Annotated in this window: 14 protein-coding genes; 8 read left to right on the top strand and 6 right to left on the bottom strand. The window is 40.5% G+C overall.

Annotation, left to right across the window (positions count from 1 at the left end; genetic code table 11):
- The first annotated feature begins 2 nt into the window (after positions 1–2).
- Entirely contained in the window at positions 3–554 is a 552-nt protein-coding gene (locus tag BEGALDRAFT_RS17510; RefSeq protein ID WP_002692362.1) for a hypothetical protein, read from the top strand.
- 49 nt (positions 555–603) lie between these two features.
- Positions 604–999, top strand: coding sequence for a VOC family protein (locus BEGALDRAFT_RS17505; RefSeq protein WP_002692360.1), 396 nt, complete (start codon positions 604–606; stop codon positions 997–999).
- 205 nt (positions 1,000–1,204) lie between these two features.
- Here the strand turns inward: BEGALDRAFT_RS17505 and BEGALDRAFT_RS17500 are convergent, their stop codons facing one another.
- Positions 1,205–2,854 carry a 4Fe-4S binding protein gene (locus tag BEGALDRAFT_RS17500; RefSeq protein ID WP_002692358.1) on the bottom strand — a complete coding sequence of 550 codons (1,650 nt, stop codon included), beginning with the start codon at positions 2,852–2,854 and terminating at the stop codon, positions 1,205–1,207.
- Positions 2,855–2,978: 124 nt separating this feature from the next.
- Positions 2,979–3,452 (bottom strand): FxsA family protein, encoded by a 474-nt coding sequence (locus tag BEGALDRAFT_RS17495; protein ID WP_002692355.1) that lies wholly within the window; start codon positions 3,450–3,452, stop codon positions 2,979–2,981.
- 209 nt (positions 3,453–3,661) lie between these two features.
- Between BEGALDRAFT_RS17495 and BEGALDRAFT_RS17490 the strand changes: the two genes are divergently transcribed.
- The 3 genes from BEGALDRAFT_RS17490 (at position 3,662) to BEGALDRAFT_RS18610 (ending at position 9,198) form a co-directional block, all read left to right on the top strand.
- On the top strand, positions 3,662–4,849 hold the full coding sequence (locus tag BEGALDRAFT_RS17490; protein WP_002692353.1) for a class I SAM-dependent methyltransferase: 1,188 nt from the start codon (positions 3,662–3,664) through the stop codon (positions 4,847–4,849).
- 28 nt (positions 4,850–4,877) lie between these two features.
- Positions 4,878–6,371: an aldehyde dehydrogenase gene (locus BEGALDRAFT_RS17485; RefSeq protein WP_002692352.1), complete on the top strand. Its 1,494-nt coding sequence runs from the start codon at positions 4,878–4,880 to the stop codon at positions 6,369–6,371.
- A 427-nt stretch (positions 6,372–6,798) separates the two neighbouring features.
- Positions 6,799–9,198 carry a phytase gene (locus BEGALDRAFT_RS18610; RefSeq protein ID WP_002692350.1) on the top strand — a complete coding sequence of 800 codons (2,400 nt, stop codon included), beginning with the start codon at positions 6,799–6,801 and terminating at the stop codon, positions 9,196–9,198.
- 378 nt (positions 9,199–9,576) lie between these two features.
- Here the strand turns inward: BEGALDRAFT_RS18610 and BEGALDRAFT_RS17475 are convergent, their stop codons facing one another.
- From BEGALDRAFT_RS17475 to BEGALDRAFT_RS17460, 4 genes are all read right to left on the bottom strand, one after another.
- Entirely contained in the window at positions 9,577–11,376 is a 1,800-nt protein-coding gene (locus BEGALDRAFT_RS17475) for an ATP-binding protein (protein ID WP_002692348.1), read from the bottom strand.
- A 115-nt stretch (positions 11,377–11,491) separates the two neighbouring features.
- Positions 11,492–12,136, bottom strand: coding sequence for a general secretion pathway protein GspB (locus BEGALDRAFT_RS18605; protein ID WP_002692346.1), 645 nt, complete (start codon positions 12,134–12,136; stop codon positions 11,492–11,494).
- Between the two features lie 28 nt (positions 12,137–12,164).
- On the bottom strand, positions 12,165–13,760 hold the full coding sequence (locus BEGALDRAFT_RS17465; RefSeq protein WP_002692345.1) for an ABC transporter ATP-binding protein: 1,596 nt from the start codon (positions 13,758–13,760) through the stop codon (positions 12,165–12,167).
- Positions 13,761–13,995: 235 nt separating this feature from the next.
- Positions 13,996–15,744 carry a PHA/PHB synthase family protein gene (locus BEGALDRAFT_RS17460; protein ID WP_002692341.1) on the bottom strand — a complete coding sequence of 583 codons (1,749 nt, stop codon included), beginning with the start codon at positions 15,742–15,744 and terminating at the stop codon, positions 13,996–13,998.
- 323 nt (positions 15,745–16,067) lie between these two features.
- Between BEGALDRAFT_RS17460 and tyrS the strand changes: the two genes are divergently transcribed.
- From tyrS to leuB, 3 genes are all read left to right on the top strand, one after another.
- Positions 16,068–17,273 carry a tyrosine--tRNA ligase gene (tyrS, locus tag BEGALDRAFT_RS17455; RefSeq protein WP_002692339.1) on the top strand — a complete coding sequence of 402 codons (1,206 nt, stop codon included), beginning with the start codon at positions 16,068–16,070 and terminating at the stop codon, positions 17,271–17,273.
- 89 nt (positions 17,274–17,362) lie between these two features.
- Entirely contained in the window at positions 17,363–17,998 is a 636-nt protein-coding gene (gene leuD / locus BEGALDRAFT_RS17450; RefSeq protein WP_002692337.1) for a 3-isopropylmalate dehydratase small subunit, read from the top strand.
- A gap of 96 nt (positions 17,999–18,094) precedes the next feature.
- Positions 18,095–19,186: a 3-isopropylmalate dehydrogenase gene (gene leuB / locus BEGALDRAFT_RS17445; protein ID WP_002692336.1), complete on the top strand. Its 1,092-nt coding sequence runs from the start codon at positions 18,095–18,097 to the stop codon at positions 19,184–19,186.
- Positions 19,187–19,220 lie beyond the last annotated feature (34 nt).

Genomic DNA, 19,220 nt, shown 5'->3' with positions numbered 1-19,220 from the left:
TCATGTTGCGCATTATCACTTTACTATTTTTTTATCTTTATAACACAGGGTTACATGCAGAATGGTCTTGTACCTGCCCGCAAGGGGAACAAGTAGCAACAGACCAACGCTGTGTTAATCCTCAGACAATAGAACAAGCCTTAGCGGAATTAAATCAACTAATACCGAGTTATAGCGCGGGAAGTCTTGCAGGTACTTTTTTTAATGCAGAACAACAGCGGATACAAAATGGCGTACTGCAACGTTTGAGTTGTGGGGAATTAACCTTGCGTCGACAATTGTTGCCCGACATTGGCGGAAAAAATCGCAATCGCGCACAGGTTGCAATTAAGTCCCTCGAGTCCCTATATCAGAGTCACCATGCCTTAAGCGAAAGTGCGAAAGAAACCTATTTTCGACAATACGCGCCTAGAGTCATGGTGATTGACCGTGATGATGCTTATTATCGCGGTTTTTATAATGATGATTGGCGGTACTCCCCGCATTATTATGACCGTTATTATGCACCTTATGACTATTATTACCGTCCCCGTGCGTATTATCGCCACTGGTAGCGAATAGCGTATTAATCAGTTTAACTAATTAAAATGAGAGGATTTTCTGATGGCAAAGTTTTTACACACGATGATTCGCGTGTTAGATTTAGACCGTTCTATTGCCTTTTATCGACAAGCATTAGGATTTGAAGTGAGCACTCGCAAAGAATTCAGTGATTTTACACTGGTCTATTTAGGAAATGCAGAAAGTCCTGTTGAACTTGAATTAACCCTCAATCATGGGCGGACTGAACCTTATACGCATGGGAGCGGTTACGGGCATATCGCGGTAACGGTGATGGATGTTGCAACAGAACATTCTCGCTTTAAAGCCTTAGGCTATGAACCGCGTGATATTGTGGAATTTAAAGAAGGGGATACTTTACTGGCGAAATTCTTTTTTGTGAAAGACCCTGATGGGTATGAAATTGAAGTATTAGAACGTTTAGGACGTTATCAATAATCTGAGTTCGGCGAGTTTCTTTTAAAAAAGACAATAGCTTGTCTGAATCAGGATTTTCAGAATTAACAGGATTTAAACCCCTTAAACCAAGAAATTAATGCAAATCACGCTTTTTAATCCTGCTAATCCTGAAAATCCTGTGAATCCTGATTCAGACAAAAAAAGACCTGTTCGATTTTGAAAACCTAGCAGGTCTTTGTTTTATTTATTTTGACCGCTCCACCGTAAATAAATCCCGCACCCGACAATCTTCACACATTTCTAAACGTTTTAATGCCACTTCGTCTTGAAACATCTTATGCCCTTTGAGTTTATCGATAATACGTCGGATAACACTTTGTGTTGCAAACGGTTTTCCACAGCTAATGCAACAAAACGGGGGTTCTTCATAAAGTAAGCGCGTTTGTTCGCGTTGTTGGAATAAATAACGCGCTTGTAATTGAATCGCAGATTCTGGACAGGTGCGCTCGCACAGATGACATTGCACGCATAAAGATTCGTTAAAATGCAATTGCGGTAAGTTTTGCCCATCACTCAAGGCATTACTAGGGCAAACGACAACACAGGACATGCACAGCGTACAGGCTTCTGAATTAACATGAATTTCCCCAAATGGTGCGCCTTCAGGTAAAGCGATAAGCTCAGGTTGTTGAGGGGCATGTTGATAAAGATGTTCAATCGCTAATTTTAACGTTGTGCGTTTTTCGTCTAATCCTGCAAAACTGGCAAATTTAAAGGCTTGGGGGCTAAATTTAGAAATTTGTGCATTTTTTTCTAATAAATAGGCTTCGTCTGCGGTAAATAGTAAAGCATCGTCTGCATAACCTAATGCGGTTATTAAGGCAATTGCATAACTTAACTGTGTTTCTACTGCTGTTTTAACCATCGGGGCTGTTGTGGATTTGGTGAATAAAACAATTTTATCCGCACCATAGGCAAAACAGGCTAACCAGATTTCTATCCCAACAGACCCCACTTCTTCAACCGAAAAGGGTAAAACGCTTTCAGGGAGTTGTAGCAATAATTCGTCTAAACGTGCTTGTAATATTTCGTCGTAAAACAAAATACAAGCGTGTGTTCCGCCAGCTTCGTGATAGGTTTTTAATAATTTACGTAATTTAGTCAGTGTATCGCTGGGTTTAGGATAAAGATAATGAATTGCCCCTGTTGGGCAAACCGTCGCGCAACTGCCTGCCCCTTGGCATAAATTTGGATTCACCGCGATTTTATCGCCAATGGAGATAATTGCCTCTGTCGGGCAAGCATTTATACAGTTAGTACAGCCCACTTTCCCACTGTTGCCATGAGCGCAGATATTTTGTAAATAATTAAAAAATTTAGGTTTATCGAAAGTGCCTACTGCTTCTTGCAAATCTAAAATGGCTTTTTCTAAAGCCTCAGAGTCATTTTTTGGGGCAAAATAGCCTAAAGGTGGAATTTCACGGCTAAATAAAGAATTTTCAGAAAAATCTAAAATTAAATCAATATATTGTGCTGGCTGTTTATAATAAGTTGCTGGATTAAAAAGTGTGTTTGCCTGTTTAACGCTTAACTCAAACTGTCCTAAAAATCCTGTACAGCTTTGTATTTTGCCTGCTAAAACAATAAATGCGTGCGTGTCTGGGATAACAATCTCTCCCGAAGTAATCAGCACTAGACAGGATAGTGAGGTACTTAAACGTTGTGCGATGGGTAACGTTTGCGCCGCCGTGCCCACAATGAGCAACCGCCCAGCGGAATTAAACTCGACAAGCGTGGTAGGCATATAAGCGATTTGTTCAGCAACCGTTAGGGCTTGCAATCTGGCTTTGCCGTGTTGTGTTGTTTGTAATAAATCAAAAGATAAATTATTCATGCTCAATCAGTAAGGCAAAAATATGGGAAAAGTGTCCTCAATGAGGACACGAGAAAAAAGCAGTATAAAGAGGCGGGCGAAAATTGGGAAATGTCAGCGGGCAAAAAACGGGCTTGCTGTTTATTTAGTCGTTTTTATCTTCTCGCTTAAATTGTCCTTCAAGAACAGCGGGTTTTTGTCGTTGATAAGTGTCGTTATCGTTTGTATGTACGGTATAACTCGTGGTGACATAATTTGCTTGGGTAAAATAACGAGTTAAGTAACGAATCAGGGCGCGACGGGTAAATGGCACTAAGCAGAATAGGGCAAAAAAATCAGTTAAAAATCCAGGGGTGAGTAGTAAAACACCACCCAATAAAATTAATAATCCATTTAATAATGGTTCGGTTGGCTCTTCGCCCCGTGTCAGGCTGTTACGCAGGTTCTGCACGGTTGCTAATCCTTGCACTCGTAACAAATACACGCCTGTTGCAGCCATGCCAATCACTAAGAAAATTGTCGGAAAAATCCCGATAAGATTGCCAACCGTGATTAAGAGATAAATCTCTATCATGGGAACAATGATAAACAGTAAAAAAATAAGGTTTGGTTTTAGCATCTGCGTGTTCTTTGTCAGTTTTGTAGTAATGAATGGGGATAACAAGGCTATTAACTTGTCTTTAATCTAGGTATGCAAGTGTCAGGCTTCAAGTTTTTTCCGCTATGTTGGTATTGTCTCCTGAGACCTGCAAGGGATACAAGTGCGATGAATCCTCGCGCCCTATGTTAAAATGCCTAGAATTTCCCGTTGCTCACTGATTTAAAAACATGATGTCAATCACTTCATTAAGCACTTTTTTTAAAAAAATTTTTCCCCGCCATTCTGGACAATCTAAGCCGACAACGGCTAACACGTCCGCAATCCCCCTGATTTACAGTTTAGAATCTCCAAAATATCAGTTGTTTGATTTAAACGGCGAAAATACGTTTAGCGGTTGGGTATTTTATTTCGGCGAAAAGGTGATTGCCCAATTAGCGGTTTCTACTGAAAATACACCGATTAATCATTTTCCCGTCAATATTCCCCGCCCTGATATTGCCACTTATGTTTCCTCAATTCCCGCCGCGCAAACTTGTGGTTTTTCCTTCACCTTGCCTGTGTTACCTGTCAGCACGGAGAATATTCAGGTTGATGTGATTTTTACTGATGGCACAAATGCGCCGTTTTTTACCTACGATTTAAATTATTTACGGGTACAAAAACCAAATTTCATCCGTTATCAAGAAAAAATGCAACAAATCCCTATGCCCAGTGGTGAATTAGTTTATTTAACCCAAGGACATACTTTTGTTGAAGAATATCAAAATACGATTATTCCTGCCGTGCTCAACATGCAGCATTATTTAGAAAAATCAGGCGTGGAAATTAAAAAACTTCAGACTTTATTAGATTTTGGGTGCGGTTCTGCGCGTTTATTAGTTGGTTGGCATATTATTAGCCCTCATGTGCGTTTATATGGCTGTGATTTAAATACGCAATTAATTGAATGGGCGCAAAATAATCTGCCTGAAGCGATTCATTGTCAATTAAACGGGTTACATCCGCCCTTGCCTTATCATGACCGACAATTTGATTGTTTGTATCTGATTTCGGTGTTTACTCATTTATCGTTAGGTACACAAAAACAATGGATTGAGGAATTTAAACGTATTTTGCGCATTGGTGGACATATTCTTATCACCTTACATGGTGAACTTTATGTACAAAATACTTTTCATCAACAACCAGAGAAAATCCAAGAGTTTGCAACGACAGGTTTTGTAAAAATAGGGCAACCGACTGAAGAAGGGGCGAATCAATACGGGGCTTATCACAGCTTTGCTTTTGTTAAAAAACTCTTTGCGGGGTTTAACATTGTCGGTTATTTCCCTAAAGGTAATGAAACGGCTCACAATACCCTGTTTCAAATTGCGCAATCACAAGATGTTTATGTCCTGCAATATGTGGGCGAATAATCATTTTTTATAAAGGATAATGAATCAGATGGAAAAAACCTTAACCGACTGGCAACAATTAGCAAGCCGTGTGCAATTACCGACACAAGCGTTTATCGATGGGCGTTATGTCAATGCCTTATCGGGGCAAACTTTTGCAACGGTTAATCCTGCAACAGGTCAAGTGCTTGCGCAAGTTGCCGCTTGTGATGTTGAAGATGCTGAACTTGCTGTACAAAGTGCACGTCGTGCGTTTAATAAAGGCGTATGGGCGAAAGCAGCACCGATAAAACGTAAAAAAGTGTTGATTAAATTTGCTGAATTAATCGAGCAACACTTAGAGGAATTAGCCTTATTAGAAACCTTAGATGTAGGCAAGCCAATTTCTGATAGTTGCGCGGTGGATGTACGTGGTGCGGCGCGTTGTATTGCGTGGTATGGCGAGGCGATTGATAAACGTCACGACGAATTATTACCTACGGAAAGTGGTTCTTTAGCCATGGTGACGCGCGAACCTGTCGGCGTGGTTGCTGCCATTGTGCCTTGGAATTTTCCGTTATTAATGACCGCGTGGAAAATTGCGCCCGCCTTGGCTGCTGGTAATAGTGTGATTTTAAAACCTTCGGAAAAATCGCCCTTAACTGCATTACGAATCGCTGAGTTAGCCCTACAAGCGGGCATTCCCGAAGGGGTTTTGAATGTCCTATCAGGTTATGGACATACCGTCGGTAAAGCCCTTGCGTTACATATGGATGTTGATTGCGCCGCGTTTACAGGCTCTACCCGTACAGGTCGGCAAATTTTGCAATATTCTGGACAATCGAATTTAAAACGGGTGTGGTTAGAGTGTGGCGGTAAAAGCCCGAATATTATTTTCGCCGATTGTCCTGATTTAGATAAAGCCGCTTCCGCCTCTGCGTTTGCAATTTTTTACAATCAGGGGGAAATGTGTTCCGCAGGTTCACGTTTATTAGTAGAAGCGTCGATTAAAGATGAGTTACTGGAAAAAATTCAGCAGATTGGCAAGGACATGTTTCCGCGCAATCCATTAGACCCGAGCGCGAAAATGGGCGCGATTGTTGACGATGTGCAGTTAAAAACCGTTTTAGGCTATATCGACGCAGGGAAAGCAGCAGGTGCGCAGATTTATATGGGTGGTCAGCAAGTTTTAACAGAAACAGGGGGTTATTTTGTCGAGCCGACGATTTTTGACGGTGTACAGCAAAGCATGAAGATTGCCCAAGAAGAAATTTTCGGCCCTGTTTTGTCTGTATTAACCTTTGAAAATGCAGAGGAAGCAATTAGTATCGCTAATGATACGATTTATGGATTAGCGGCGGGTTTGTGGACACGCGACATTAACAAGGCTCATAACACGGCAAGAGCGATTCGCGCAGGCACAGTTTGGGTGAATTGTTACGACGAAGGCGATTTAACCTCACCATTTGGCGGTTATAAGCAATCGGGCAATGGGCGCGATAAATCTATTCATGCTTTGGAAAAGTATGAAGAGTTGAAAACGACGTGGATTAAACTGGGCTAAGTTTAATGGCTTGGTTTAGGTGTGGTAGTCCTCAGAGGACTGCCACTCCCCCTTGATTTTTATTTGTTAATATAACCTGAGTTCGGCGATATTTATAAAATAAAACAGATACCTGCTAGGTTTTTAAAACCTAGCAGGTCTTTTTTTGTCTGAATCAGAATTCACAGAATTAAAAACAATTAAAAACATAATTTTTTATTCTTTTAATTTTCTTGTCTTTTTAATTCTGAAAATTCTGATTCAGACAATCTTTTAATCCTGAAAATTCTGATTCAGACAAACTGTTGTCTTTTTTAAAAAAACTCGCCGAACTCAGGTTAATATATTTATTTTAAAAAGTTTTTTGTGTTTTATATTTCACATTTATGTCAATTTAAGTGCGTAGAATATCTCGCTCGATTTCCTCACTTTAAACATGGAATGAGTTATGAGATTACGCACCCTTTCTACCCTTGCGGTCAGCACCATGCTAGCTTTAGGTTGTCATTCTGCATTAGCAGTGAATGCTAGTTTTGACAGTAACAATAATGTATTAAAAATTCCTGAAATACAGGGCATATCCGCGTTAGGGTCTTTTTCTGCGGATTTACGCTTTACAGACTTATCTAATTCTTTATTTTCACTAGAATCTATTGCTTTAGTTCCTGCGGGTAATAGCGAAAATCCCGCGTATTATGATTTTATTAAAAACAGCTTGTTTGTTCCTGAGGTAGATTTCTCGCCGTTTGTTTTAGATGCCTATCTGCAACTAACTGATATGATGCAGTTTAAGTTGACTGATTATCGTATTTATCCTTATGCAACTGTGGAAACTGAGCCTAGTAGTCAAGGTGGCGCGGATACGCCTGCAATTTGGGTGCATCCTGACAATCCTGCTGATAGTTTAGTGCTTGGTACGGATAGTGATGGCGGTCTTGAAATTTTTGATTTAAAAGGTAATCGTTTGCAAGTTCTATTACCTGAACAAGAAATTAAATATGTCGATGTGCGTTATCAATTTCCACTCAATGGCGTAAATGTGGATATTGTTGTAGTTACCAACGAGAAAGATAATCAGTTGGAAATATTCGCTGTTGACCCTGAAACACGTACTTTAATGGCTGTGACTGATGCTAATGCACCGATTAAACCTAGTATTTCCTTGGATGGTATGTGTTTATATCGCAGCCCACTGACTAATAGGTATTATAGTTATGTGATGGATGGTGATGGCGCGATTGAACAATGGGAACTTTTAGACAATGGCGCGGGTAAAATAGTTGCAAGTTTGATTCGTCACTTTGATATTGGTGGTGGAACAGCAGGTTGTGTGGCAGATGATGAATTTGCCGCGTTGTATATCTCTGATGAAGATACGGCATTGTGGCGTTATGGGGCTGAACCTGAAGACGGTATTGCACGTACTGCGGTAGATTTAGCCAAGCCGTTTGGCAACGTGACTGAGTTAGAAGGATTAAGTATTGTATATGGGCGCGATGGTGATGGCTACCTTATCGCGGCTAATCAAGGAAGTAGCAATTTTTTAGTTTATAAACGTACTACAGGTAATGTCTTTGTCGGTAGTTTTAAACTGGTTGCTTCTGCGGTTAATGGTGTTGGTGCTGTGGAAGAAACTAATGGCATCGCAGTTAGTAATGTCGCTTTTAACTCTGATTTTCCAACGGGTCTATTCGTGGCGCAAGACGATAGCAACGGCAATACCCCGTTAAATTTCAAATTAGTTTCTTGGCAAAGTGTTGCTAATTATTTGAGTTTACAAGTTGATAGTAGTTTTGATCCACGCACGATTGGCTTTGCCGATACGAATACTAAGCCTGTGTTGCCTCAAGTGGAAACCGATCCCGTGCCTGCTAGTGGTGATTCTGCGGACGATCCTGCCATTTGGGTACATCCGACTGATCCATCATTGAGTACTATTATTGGTACACAAAAGCAGGGCGGTTTTGTCGTTTATGACTTGAATGGTAAAGAGTTGCAATATGTCGCTGATGGTGACATGAATAATGTCGATATTCGCTATAACTTTCCTTTAGGCGGTACAAATATCGCGCTGGTGGCGTTCACGAATCGTAGCGATGACAGTATTGTTTTGTACAAAGTTGATAATGAGACGCGCCAATTAGCAAGTGTCACCGCACGTAAAATTTTACCTGCTAACTTGCAAGGTGAAATTTATGGTTTGTGTATGTACCGTAGCCGTGTTAATAATCAATACTATGTCTTTATCAACTCCACCGCTGGTATCGTGCAACAATGGCGAGTGTTTGATAATGGTCGTGGTTTAGTTGATGCAGAAATGTCGCGTGAATTTGCTGTTGGTTCACAAACAGAAGGGTGCGTGGCGGATGATTTCTCTGCGAAGTTCTACGTTGGTGAAGAAGATGTAGGCATTTGGCAATATGGTGCAGAACCCAGTGACGGTAATGCTCGCGTGTCTATTGATAGTACGGTTACAACAGGTGGACATATCACGGCGGATGTGGAAGGTATGAGTATTTACTACAGCGGTGAACAAAGTGGTTATTTAATCGCATCTAGCCAAGGTAATAATGTTTTTAATGTGTATGATCGGGCAGGCAATCATGCATATATTGGTAGTTTCCAAGTGGTTGCTGATGATGTTTCAGGTATTGATGGCGTATCAGAAACGGATGGTTTAGATGTGTTAAACCTGCCATTAGGGAGCAAATTCCCCAGTGGTGTGTTTATTGCGCAAGATGGGCGGAATATTGTTCCTAACGAAAACCAAAACTTTAAGTTGGTGTCTTGGGAAAATATTGCGAATGCCTTAAATTTAAGTATTGTGACAGGGTTTGATCCCCGTTAAGATTTTAATGTAAAGAAAAGGCTTCAAGATTTTTAGGCTAAAACAGGGACCTGCTAGGGTTTAAAACCAGCAGGTCTTTTTTTGTCTGCATCAAGATTTTCAGGATTATTGTAACCTGAGTTCGGCGAGTTTCTTTTAAAAAGACAACAGCTTGTCTGAATCAGGATTAAAAGATTGTCTGAATCAGAATTTTCAGAATTAAAAAGACAAGAAAATTAAAAGAATAAAAAATTATGTTTTTAATTCTGCTAATTCTGCTAATTCTGAAAATTCTGTGAATTCTGATTCAGACAAAAAAAGACCTGCTAAGTTTTGAAAACCTAGCAGGTCTCTGTTTTGTTTTATAAAACTCGCCGAACTCAAGTTATTGTACTCACGTTAAATATCTTTCTCTTTATTTTGTTTAGATAAATCTAACGCATGGTCAATAGCAGAGAGAAATTTTTTAATATCTAGCGGTTTGACAATAAAGCTGAGAAATCCTACTTGACGGCTACGTTCTAAATTGTGCGCAGTGTCATTTGCACTGAGGGCTAAGACAGGCGTGTCTTGTGTATCTGTTGCTTGGCGTAAATGTTCTAACACTTCAAAGCCATCCATACCTGGTAAGTTGATATCGAGCAGGATAATATCAGGGTGGTGCAGATGGGCGAGTTCTAAGCCCATTTCGCCTGTTTGGGCAGACATTAAGGCGATATCTGGACGTGCTTTTAAGATTTGTGCAACAAGGCTGACATTGGTTCGACTGTCTTCTACATAAAGCAATAGGTGTTTGCGGTGTGTTTGTGCAGGGTCTAAATGTGTGCTGCTAATTTGTCCTGTGGGCAATTCTAATTGAAAGTGGCTGCCGACATTGGGTTCACTTTCTACCGTGATGCGTGCATCCATCATTTCTAATAATCGTTTGGTGATGGTTAAGCCGATGCCTGTCCCTTCTATCAGATTTAGCCCACTAACACGGGTAAATGGTTCAAAAATCTTATCTTTTTGGTCTGTGGTTAATCCTATCCCTGTGTCAATAATGGATAGGTGTATGTACTCGACTTGTGGTTGCGTTAAACGTACCGTGATGTTACCGTTTTCTTTGTTATATTTCACCGCATTAGAAAGTAAATTGATGATAACTTGTTTTAAACGCCCACGGTCAACAAGGGCAAAATGTGGTGGTAGTGAGATGGTTTCATTGATGATTTTTATATGTCGTTTTTCTGCTAAAGGCAGAATTAAATCGACGCATTCTTTAATCAAATCTAATAATTCGATTTCTTGAATAGAAATTTCTAGTTTTCCTGCTTCTATTCGTGTTAAGTCTAGGACTTTATTGATTAATTCGAGTAAGTGCCAACCTGCTTGTAATATATTGCTGACATATTGGCGCATATCAACAACGTAATCATCATCTAACTCAGTGAGTGGTGTGCCTAAGTCGTCTTTGAGCAATTCGCCATAGCCTAAAATTGCGTTCATTGGGGTACGTAATTCATGGCTCATGCTGGATAAAAATTGTGATTTCGCTTGACTGGCTTTTTCTGCGGATTCTTTTGCGGTGATTAATTCCGTTTCTATATTTTTTAAGTCGCTAATATCTTCAAAAAGCAGTACAAATTGTTTGATTTCTTGCTGAGGTTCAGCAGCAGAAAAGATGGGGTCAAACACACAGGAAACGGGTAACTTGTGAGTGTTTTGTTGTAAGTAAGCATTATGGTCATAAAACGCCCGCCCTTTGCTAAGACGTTTTAATAAATCGTCTAGGGACAGGTGTTTATTCAGACTGTGACTATCATGTAATTCAAAGCGTTCTAAAATGGCTTGGCTGGTTGGTGGCGTTTCTTGTATTTCTAAATAATGTTGTGCCGCAGGATTGATGAAAAGGGCTTGTCCTGTAATATCAAAAATGCAAACGCCACTGCTAAGAGCAAGCACCATGTCTTGTAATAGGGGAGATTGTTGCGTTGTATTGTTTGTCAGCGCAAGTGTGTCACTGTGATGCACGGGCATTGCGGGTGGCAATGGTTCGGTGTTACCTGATTGATGTTTAAGTAGTTCGCGCTCATGGTCAGCATTGGTGTAAGAACGCTCAATTCGACTGAGGAATTCGCGCCATACAATAGGGTCGGTGGGTAAGTTATCAGGGCTGAATCCTGCTCTGCGTAATTGACGTTCTAACAGTGAATGCATAGTGACTTAATCCATATCAAAACACTTGTTTTTTATTGTAATAAGTAGGCAAATGCTGTACCTAAACAGGGTCAGAAACTTGTCTGATGATATTTAAGTAAAACGACTCTTTATTTTAACGAATCGATAAACGAAAGCGTTTTTGTTGGTAGTTAATCACCACATCATTTGGACGAATAGCTTCTACAGTCATTCCCTCTTGAATCGACATCCCTTCGCGGTAGCGTCTTCCATTAATTAAAACAAAGCGTTGTTTTGCCTCGGTTGCATAAACATGCGCATTTATCGTGAGTTCAGGTAGCTTTTGTTGCAAGTATTGAGGCACTTCTGCAATGCTTGGTACGGGGGCTGTTTCAACCACTGGACTTGCTGGTATGGAAACAGGGCGGGTCGGTGGTGTTGATACGGCTGGCATGGATGGCGGAGCGGTATCATGCACCGTTTCGGATACGCGAGACACTTGGGCTTGATGCGCAAGTGGACTGGGTGTACCAACCGACGGGCGAGCAATGGGCGTAGCAGGTATCGTGTTTGAATTGTCCGTGGGTAAGACGGTCATATCATTTGACAATTTATTAGGCTGCCAAAAAAATGCCACGCTTATAAATCCAATCAGACCAATCACTGTAAGCAGAATTAGCCAACGCGAATAGTGGTTAGTTTCTGTAAACAGTGGGGGATAGGTGCTATCAATGCTTGGGATTTTTCCCAATTCCCGCTCACGTTCTGCTTTTTTTAACGCATCCAGTATGTACGACATTGCTCAACGTAATTTGTAAAACTGTCTATTATAAACTTGCTTGTAGCAATTGTTGGGTGTAAGGATGTTGTGGATTGTTAAATAGGGTTTCGGTTTTCCCTTGTTCCACAAATTGTCCTTGTTTCATCACAATAACACGGTGTGCCATTGCACGAATGACTTTTAAATCATGGCTGATAAAAAGGTAGCTGATATTATGCTTTTTTTGTAAGTCACGAAGTAGTGTGAGCACTTGTTTTTGTACAGAAACATCTAACGCGCTGGTCGGTTCGTCTAATAAAATTAAGCGGGGTTCTAAAATAACCGCTCGTGCAATAGCGATGCGTTGCCGTTGTCCGCCAGAAAATTCATGCGGATATCGTCGTAGCATGTCTGTACTTAAACCAACTTCTTGTAGAATCTGAATAATTTTTTCGCGTCTTTCTTGACGGCGTAATTGTGGGTAGTGAATTTCTAGACCTTCTCCGATAATTTGTTCCACAGTCATGCGTGGGGAAAGTGAGGAATAAGGGTCTTGAAAAACAACTTGAAAATGGCGACGTAAGGGGCGCAGTTTAGATTGGGATAATCCATCTAAGCGTTGTTTATTAAATTTAATCACGCCTTCCGCCGTTTGTAACCGTAACATGCATAGTCCCAATGTGGTTTTGCCTGAACCTGACTCGCCCACAATGCCCAGTGTTTCTCCTGAGTATAAGTGTAAATCAACTTTATCAACAGCGGTAAACTTTTGTTTAGGACGGAATAGCCCTTCTCTATTCAAAATAAAGTGACAGCTCATTGATTCGCAATCTAATAAAGGTTCTGAGTTGTGCACATAGTCGAAAGGGTTTTGTAAGGCTTCTGGCTGGCTATTGAGTAGATGTTGTGTGTATTCGTGTTGCGGCTGTGTGAACAAATCTGTTGTATTTGCTTGTTCAACTAGTCTGCCTGTTTGCATGACACAAATACGGTCAGCAAAACGTTTAACCATATTTAAATCATGGGTAATTAATAAAACTGCCATACCAAAGGTTTTTTGCATGGTATTCAACAATTCGATAATTTGTAATTGAATCGTCACGTCTAATGCGGTTGTTGGTTCATCAGCAATTAATAATTTAGGTTGACAGGCAAGTGCCATTGCAATCATGACCCTCTGACGTTGTCCGCCAGAAAGTTGATGGGGATAGGCGTTAAAACAGCGTTTAGGGTCGGTAATTCCTGTGAGTGCTAAGAGTTCTAACATCCGCTGTTTTGCATCAGATTTTTTAGCCGCTTGATGGATAATTAGCGGTTCTATGAGTTGTTTACCGATGGGATAGACAGGATTTAAAGCTGTCATTGGCTCTTGAAAAATCATGGAAATTTCTTTGCCACGAATTTGGCGCATTTGCGCATCATTGAATTTGAGTAAATTTCTGCCTTGGAAGTCGATTTTTCCTGATGGGTAAGCGACTTGTTGATGGTCTAACAGTCGTAAAATTGACATTGCTGTGACGGATTTACCCGAACCCGATTCCCCCACGAGGGCTAATTTTTCACCTGCATGAATGTTGAAACTCACATCGTGCACAACGGTTGTTTGTGTGTGTGTGAATGTCAAACTCAGGTGTTCAATAGCAAGTAGCGGAAATGTATTCATAAATCCATCATGATGCAGATGATTAGCGATGTGTTTTAAACCGTCGCGTTTCTATTCCAAAGGAATTAAATTGTGATATTACTTATATATTAAGTATCAGATTGAAATTATTAAATATTTTCTGAATTATGTGTTTTGCAAAAAGACGGAGTTTAATCAAGGTTTAATTATATAAAAACCTAGTAGATTTAGGTATCTACTAGGTTTATAAATTGAATAAATGTATTAAAACGGCTTATTCAATTCGTTTAGCAACATAGCGACCAGGAGCAGGCTCGACAACAGCATGGTCTTTACTGCCAAGCTCTTTTGGTGCTGGGACTTGTTCGCCACCTTGGGCTTTTAGCCATTGACTCCAGTGATTCCACCAGCTGCCCTTTTGTGATTGTGCGGTTTCTAACCAGTGCGCACTGCCTTTGCCTTTTTCGCCCCCCGTCCAATAGTTACGTTTGTTTTTACTCGCGGGGTTAATAACGCCTGCAATATGTCCACTTGCCCCTAAGACGAATTCTAAAGGTCCTGAGAATAATTCAGTCGCGGTAAATGTGGTTGTCCACGGTGCGATATGGTCGTCTATGGTTGAAAGGAAGTAGCTAGGCGTTTTGATGTTGCGTAAGTTAATAGGCACATCGCATAAGGTTAATGCATCGGGTTGTACTAACTTATTATCTAAGTACATATTACGTAGATAGAAGGTGTACATTTTAGCGGGTAAGTTGGTGGGGTCGCTATTCCAATAAAGAATATCAAAGGGGGCTGGAGTTTGTCCTTTGAGATAGTTATTGACGACATATGACCAAATGAGGTCATTAGCGCGTAACATGGAGAATGCTGTGGCTAAATCTTTACCTGATAACACGCCTGTGTGTTTCAGTTGGGATTCTCGTTGCATGAATTGAACTTCGTCAATAAATACGCCTAACTCACCAGGATCAGAAAAATCTAACATAGTGGTGAAGAAGGTTGCAGAGTTGACAAGTGCTTGTTTTTTACGGGCATGTAAGACAGCTAAGGCGGTGGCTAAAATAGTACCGCCAACGCACCAAGAAACGGCGTTGACTTTTTTCGCGCCAGTGATTTCTTTTGCAATTTCAAAAGCTTTAATCACACCTTTATCGATGTAGTCATCCCATGCCAGTTGGCTGAGTTTTTCATCGGGGTTAATCCAAGAAATCACGAAAACGGTATTGCCTTGGTCAACGGCGTATTTGACGAAAGAATTATCGGGTTGTAGGTCTAATATATAGAATTTATTGATGCAAGGAGGAACAATAACAACAGGTTTATCTAAAACGGTTTCTGTGGTGGGTTTGTATTGAACCACTTGCATGATGTCGCTTTCGTAAACAACTGCTCCAGCGGTGACAGCGATATTTTTGCCCAATTTAAAAGCAGATTCATCGGTCATACTGATGCGACCTTTTTCTAAATCGGCTAATAAGTTTTTAAGCCCATCTAATAAACTTTGTCCCTTAGTTTCAACAGCTTGTTTAATCACTTCAGGATTAGTCGTTACAAAGTTGCTGGGAGACATTGCATCGATAAAATACTTGGTATAAAAGCGTAATTTGCGCTTATTATCATCATTTAACTGCGCTTGTTCTGCGGATTGCATCAATAAATTGGATGCTAGTAAATAGGATTGTTTAAGGTAATCAAAAACGGGATGCTCTTCCCAGTCTTTTGCCGCAAAGCGTCGGTCAGTTGGGTCAGGGGTAGCAATGGTTTTATGTTCGCCCCCAATCGGCGCGCCCATAACGTTCATCCATAATTGCATTTGTGCTTGCTGATATTGCGTGATAATTTCCACCCATTTTTGAGGGTCTTGAGCGGATTGAGTCGCAATCGCATTCCACGCATTAGTAAACTGTTTTAACATTTCTTGGGATTGGTTTGCACCAAATCCTTCCATCCATTCAGTTGTCAACTTATTGAACTTTTCCAACAATTCCTTCGGTGTTTGATAGGCTTGCTGAGTTGCCATTTGATAGTACCTTCCTGATAAGATTGATGCAGACCATAGTGTATTACACTGTTATATAAAAGGGGTAAAAAAACCTTTTCTGATGTTTTACACCATAGACAAATGTAAAGCCTTCCTGTTGCCTTTATCGTTCTCTCTCTATATCTGAGTATCGATAAACAGATATAATTAAATGAACTGTATTGAGAACTCAAGTCATTCATTAGGTAAAGCATGAAAATAATGTCGTGAAAATGCCGATAATCAGCGCATTTAATCACAACAGTGCAAGCAGTTTATGTTAAGCTAATCAAGATAATCAGTTCGTTGTTTTTGAGGTTTTCATGGCTACCGCAGCGGAAGCATTAGCGCAAATTAAACAAGGCGTTCACGAGTTATTATTAGAATCGGAATTAGTCACTAAATTAGCCAGAGGGAAACCCTTGCGGGTTAAAGCAGGTTTCGACCCAACAGCTCCCGATTTGCATTTAGGACACACGGTTTTAATCAATAAACTCCGCCACTTTCAACTATTAGGGCATCAAGTCATTTTCTTAATTGGCGATTTTACGGGAATGATAGGCGACCCCACGGGAAAAAATGTTACCCGTCAGCCTTTAACCCGTGAGCAAGTGTTAGAAAATGCGAAAACCTATCAAGCGCAAATTTTTAAGATTTTAGACCCTGAAAAAACTGAAATTCGGTTTAATGCCGAGTGGATGAATGAATTGGGGACTGTGGGTATGATTCAACTTGCCGCGAAATATAATGTTGCGCGGATGTTGGAACGCGATGATTTTCATAAACGCTACACGACAGGGCAATCAATTGCGATTCATGAGTTTTTATATCCACTAGTACAAGGTTATGATTCTGTTGCTTTAAAGTCAGACATTGAGTTAGGCGGAACAGACCAAAAATTTAACTTGCTAGTTGGTCGGGAATTGCAAAAACATTACGGTCAAGAACCGCAAGTCGTTTTAACCATGCCGATTTTAGAAGGATTAGACGGCGTACAAAAAATGTCTAAATCATTGGGGAATTATATTGGTATTCATGAAGCCCCCAGTGAAATGTTTGGCAAATTAATGTCTGTTTCTGATGATTTAATGTGGCGGTATATTGAGCTGTTGAGCTTTAAAACACTGGCAGAAATTAACGCATGGAAAACGCAAGTTGCACAAGGTGGCAATCCACGGGATGTAAAAGTCGAATTTGCACAAGAAATTGTCGCCCGCTTCCACAATACCCAAGCGGCTGAACAAGCTTATGTGGATTTTGTTGCCCGTTTTAAACAGAAAGAAATTCCCGACGATTTACCTGAAATCACCTTGCATTTAGACGGAAAAGCAGGTTATCCGATTGCTAATTTGTTAAAAGAAGCAGGTTTAACCCCTAGCACATCAGATGCCTTAAGAATGATACAACAAGGGGCTGTCAAAATTGACGGGGAAAAAATTAGCGATAAAACGCTACAAATTGCGGTAAATACCCAACACGTTTACCAAGTTGGCAAACGCAATTTTGCCAAAGTCAGCATCGTTGCCTAAGGCAATAAAAGGATTTAGTTGGTATAGGGTCAGCCTTTTTGGCTAATCCTGTCGTTTTTAGTCGTTATTCACTTGTTAGACATATTATTATGCAAGCATTTACAACACTTGATGGTTTAGTTGCCCCTTTGGATCGTGTCAATGTTGATACCGATGCCATTATCCCAAAACAATTTTTAAAATCGATTCACCGCACGGGTTTTGGCCCTTATTTATTTGATGAGTGGCGGTATTTAGACCACGGTGAACCAGGGCAAGATTGCACTAACCGCCCATTGAATCAAGAATTCATCTTAAATCAACCGCGCTATGCGGGTGCGCAAGTGCTTTTAACACGGCAAAATTTCGGCTGTGGTTCTAGCCGTGAACACGCACCATGGGCATTGTTAGATTATGGTTTCCGTACTTTAATTGCCCCCAGTTATGCCGATATTTTTTACAATAACTGCTTTAAAAACGGTATTTTGCCGATTATTCTGGACGATGCAACCATCGACCAACTATTTAAAGAAGTTACTGCAACGACAGGCTATCGCTTAACTGTTGATTTAACTGCACAAACAATTACAACTCCTAGCAAGCAAGTGATTCCCTTTAATGTGGATGAGTTCAGAAAATATTGCTTGTTAAATGGGTTAGATGACATCGGTTTAACCCTACAACATGCGTCAGAAATCAGCACATTTGAAAACCAACGCAAACAAAAAGCAGCTTGGTTATTCTAAGTAGCTAACAGGGCTAATATTCAATAAATATGAGCCATTATTACTACATAAAATTTACCAAACACATAACGAAATTAATAAATTGAGAGAGTTGGAATGACACAAACCATTGCAGTTTTAGCAGGTGACGGTATTGGCCCTGAAATCATGGCAGAAGCCGTAAAAGTCCTTAACGTCTTAAAAACCTCTGATGGTTTAGATATTGCATTAGAAGAAGGATTAGTCGGTGGCATTGCTTATGATGTTAAAGGGCATCCTTTACCCCCTGAAACCTTAGCATTAGCGAAACGTGCCGATGCCGTTATGCTGGGCGCAGTTGGTGGTGCAAAATGGGAACCTTTAGATATTTCTTTACGCCCTGAAAAAGGCTTATTAGGGTTACGTTCTGCCTTAAATTTATTCGCAAATTTACGTCCTGCGTCCATTTATCCTGAATTAGCCGATGCGTCCCCTTTAAAACCTGAAATTGTCTCGGGTTTAGACATTCTCATTGTGCGTGAATTGACAGGCGATATTTATTTTGGACAACCACGCGGGATTCGCACTTTAGAAAATGGTGAAAAACAAGGGTTTAACACCATGGTTTACAGCGAGAGCGAAATCGAGCGCATTGCACATGTTGGTTTCCAAAGTGCGCAAAAACGTCAAAAGAAATTATGCTCTATTGATAAAGCCAATGTTTTGGAATGTACAGAATTCTGGCGCGAAGTCGTTACCCGTGTCGGCAAACAATATCCTGATGTGGAATTAACCCACATGTATGTTGATAACGCTGCCATGCAACTAGTGCGCTATCCGAAACAATTCGATGTCATTGTGACAACTAATATTTTCGGTGATATTTTATCCGATTTAGCTTCACAATTAACGGGTTCTATTGGCATGTTACCCTCTGCCTCTTTAGACGCTAACAACAAAGGGATGTATGAACCCATTCATGGTTCAGCCCCTGACATCGCAGGTAAAGGCATTGCTAACCCCTTAGCCACCATTTTATCTGTCGCCATGATGTTACGTTTCAGCTTAGGTCGTGCGGATTTAGCTGATAAAGTTGAAAGTGCTGTTAAAAAAGTTTTAGCACAAGGCTTCCGCACCCGTGACATTTTAGGCAATGCCAGCACAAGTCAATATAAACTGGTGAACACCCAAGAAATGGGCCAAGCCGTTTTAAATGCCTTAAAAGGCTAATAAGTTGTAAAGATGCGACTCATCTCGCATCTTT

The sequence above is a fragment of the Beggiatoa alba B18LD genome, assembly GCF_000245015.1.
Lineage (GTDB): Bacteria > Pseudomonadota > Gammaproteobacteria > Beggiatoales > Beggiatoaceae > Beggiatoa > Beggiatoa alba.
The sequence above is the reverse complement of the archived record's forward strand: the minus strand, read 5'-3'. Positions and strand labels throughout refer to the sequence as shown.

Excerpts from the sequence above, each read along its gene's own strand:
- BEGALDRAFT_RS17510 (WP_002692362.1), top strand. The coding sequence starts at position 3 with ATGTTGCGCATTATCACTTTACTATTTTTTTATCTTTATAACACAGGG.
- BEGALDRAFT_RS17505 (WP_002692360.1), top strand. The coding sequence starts at position 604 with ATGGCAAAGTTTTTACACACGATGATTCGCGTGTTAGATTTAGACCGT.
- BEGALDRAFT_RS17500 (WP_002692358.1), bottom strand. The coding sequence starts at position 2,854 with ATGAATAATTTATCTTTTGATTTATTACAAACAACACAACACGGCAAA.
- BEGALDRAFT_RS17495 (WP_002692355.1), bottom strand. The coding sequence starts at position 3,452 with ATGCTAAAACCAAACCTTATTTTTTTACTGTTTATCATTGTTCCCATG.
- BEGALDRAFT_RS17490 (WP_002692353.1), top strand. The coding sequence starts at position 3,662 with ATGATGTCAATCACTTCATTAAGCACTTTTTTTAAAAAAATTTTTCCC.
- BEGALDRAFT_RS17485 (WP_002692352.1), top strand. The coding sequence starts at position 4,878 with ATGGAAAAAACCTTAACCGACTGGCAACAATTAGCAAGCCGTGTGCAA.
- BEGALDRAFT_RS18610 (WP_002692350.1), top strand. The coding sequence starts at position 6,799 with ATGAGATTACGCACCCTTTCTACCCTTGCGGTCAGCACCATGCTAGCT.
- BEGALDRAFT_RS17475 (WP_002692348.1), bottom strand. The coding sequence starts at position 11,376 with ATGCATTCACTGTTAGAACGTCAATTACGCAGAGCAGGATTCAGCCCT.
- BEGALDRAFT_RS18605 (WP_002692346.1), bottom strand. The coding sequence starts at position 12,136 with ATGTCGTACATACTGGATGCGTTAAAAAAAGCAGAACGTGAGCGGGAA.
- BEGALDRAFT_RS17465 (WP_002692345.1), bottom strand. The coding sequence starts at position 13,760 with ATGAATACATTTCCGCTACTTGCTATTGAACACCTGAGTTTGACATTC.
- BEGALDRAFT_RS17460 (WP_002692341.1), bottom strand. The coding sequence starts at position 15,744 with ATGGCAACTCAGCAAGCCTATCAAACACCGAAGGAATTGTTGGAAAAG.
- tyrS (WP_002692339.1), top strand. The coding sequence starts at position 16,068 with ATGGCTACCGCAGCGGAAGCATTAGCGCAAATTAAACAAGGCGTTCAC.
- leuD (WP_002692337.1), top strand. The coding sequence starts at position 17,363 with ATGCAAGCATTTACAACACTTGATGGTTTAGTTGCCCCTTTGGATCGT.
- leuB (WP_002692336.1), top strand. The coding sequence starts at position 18,095 with ATGACACAAACCATTGCAGTTTTAGCAGGTGACGGTATTGGCCCTGAA.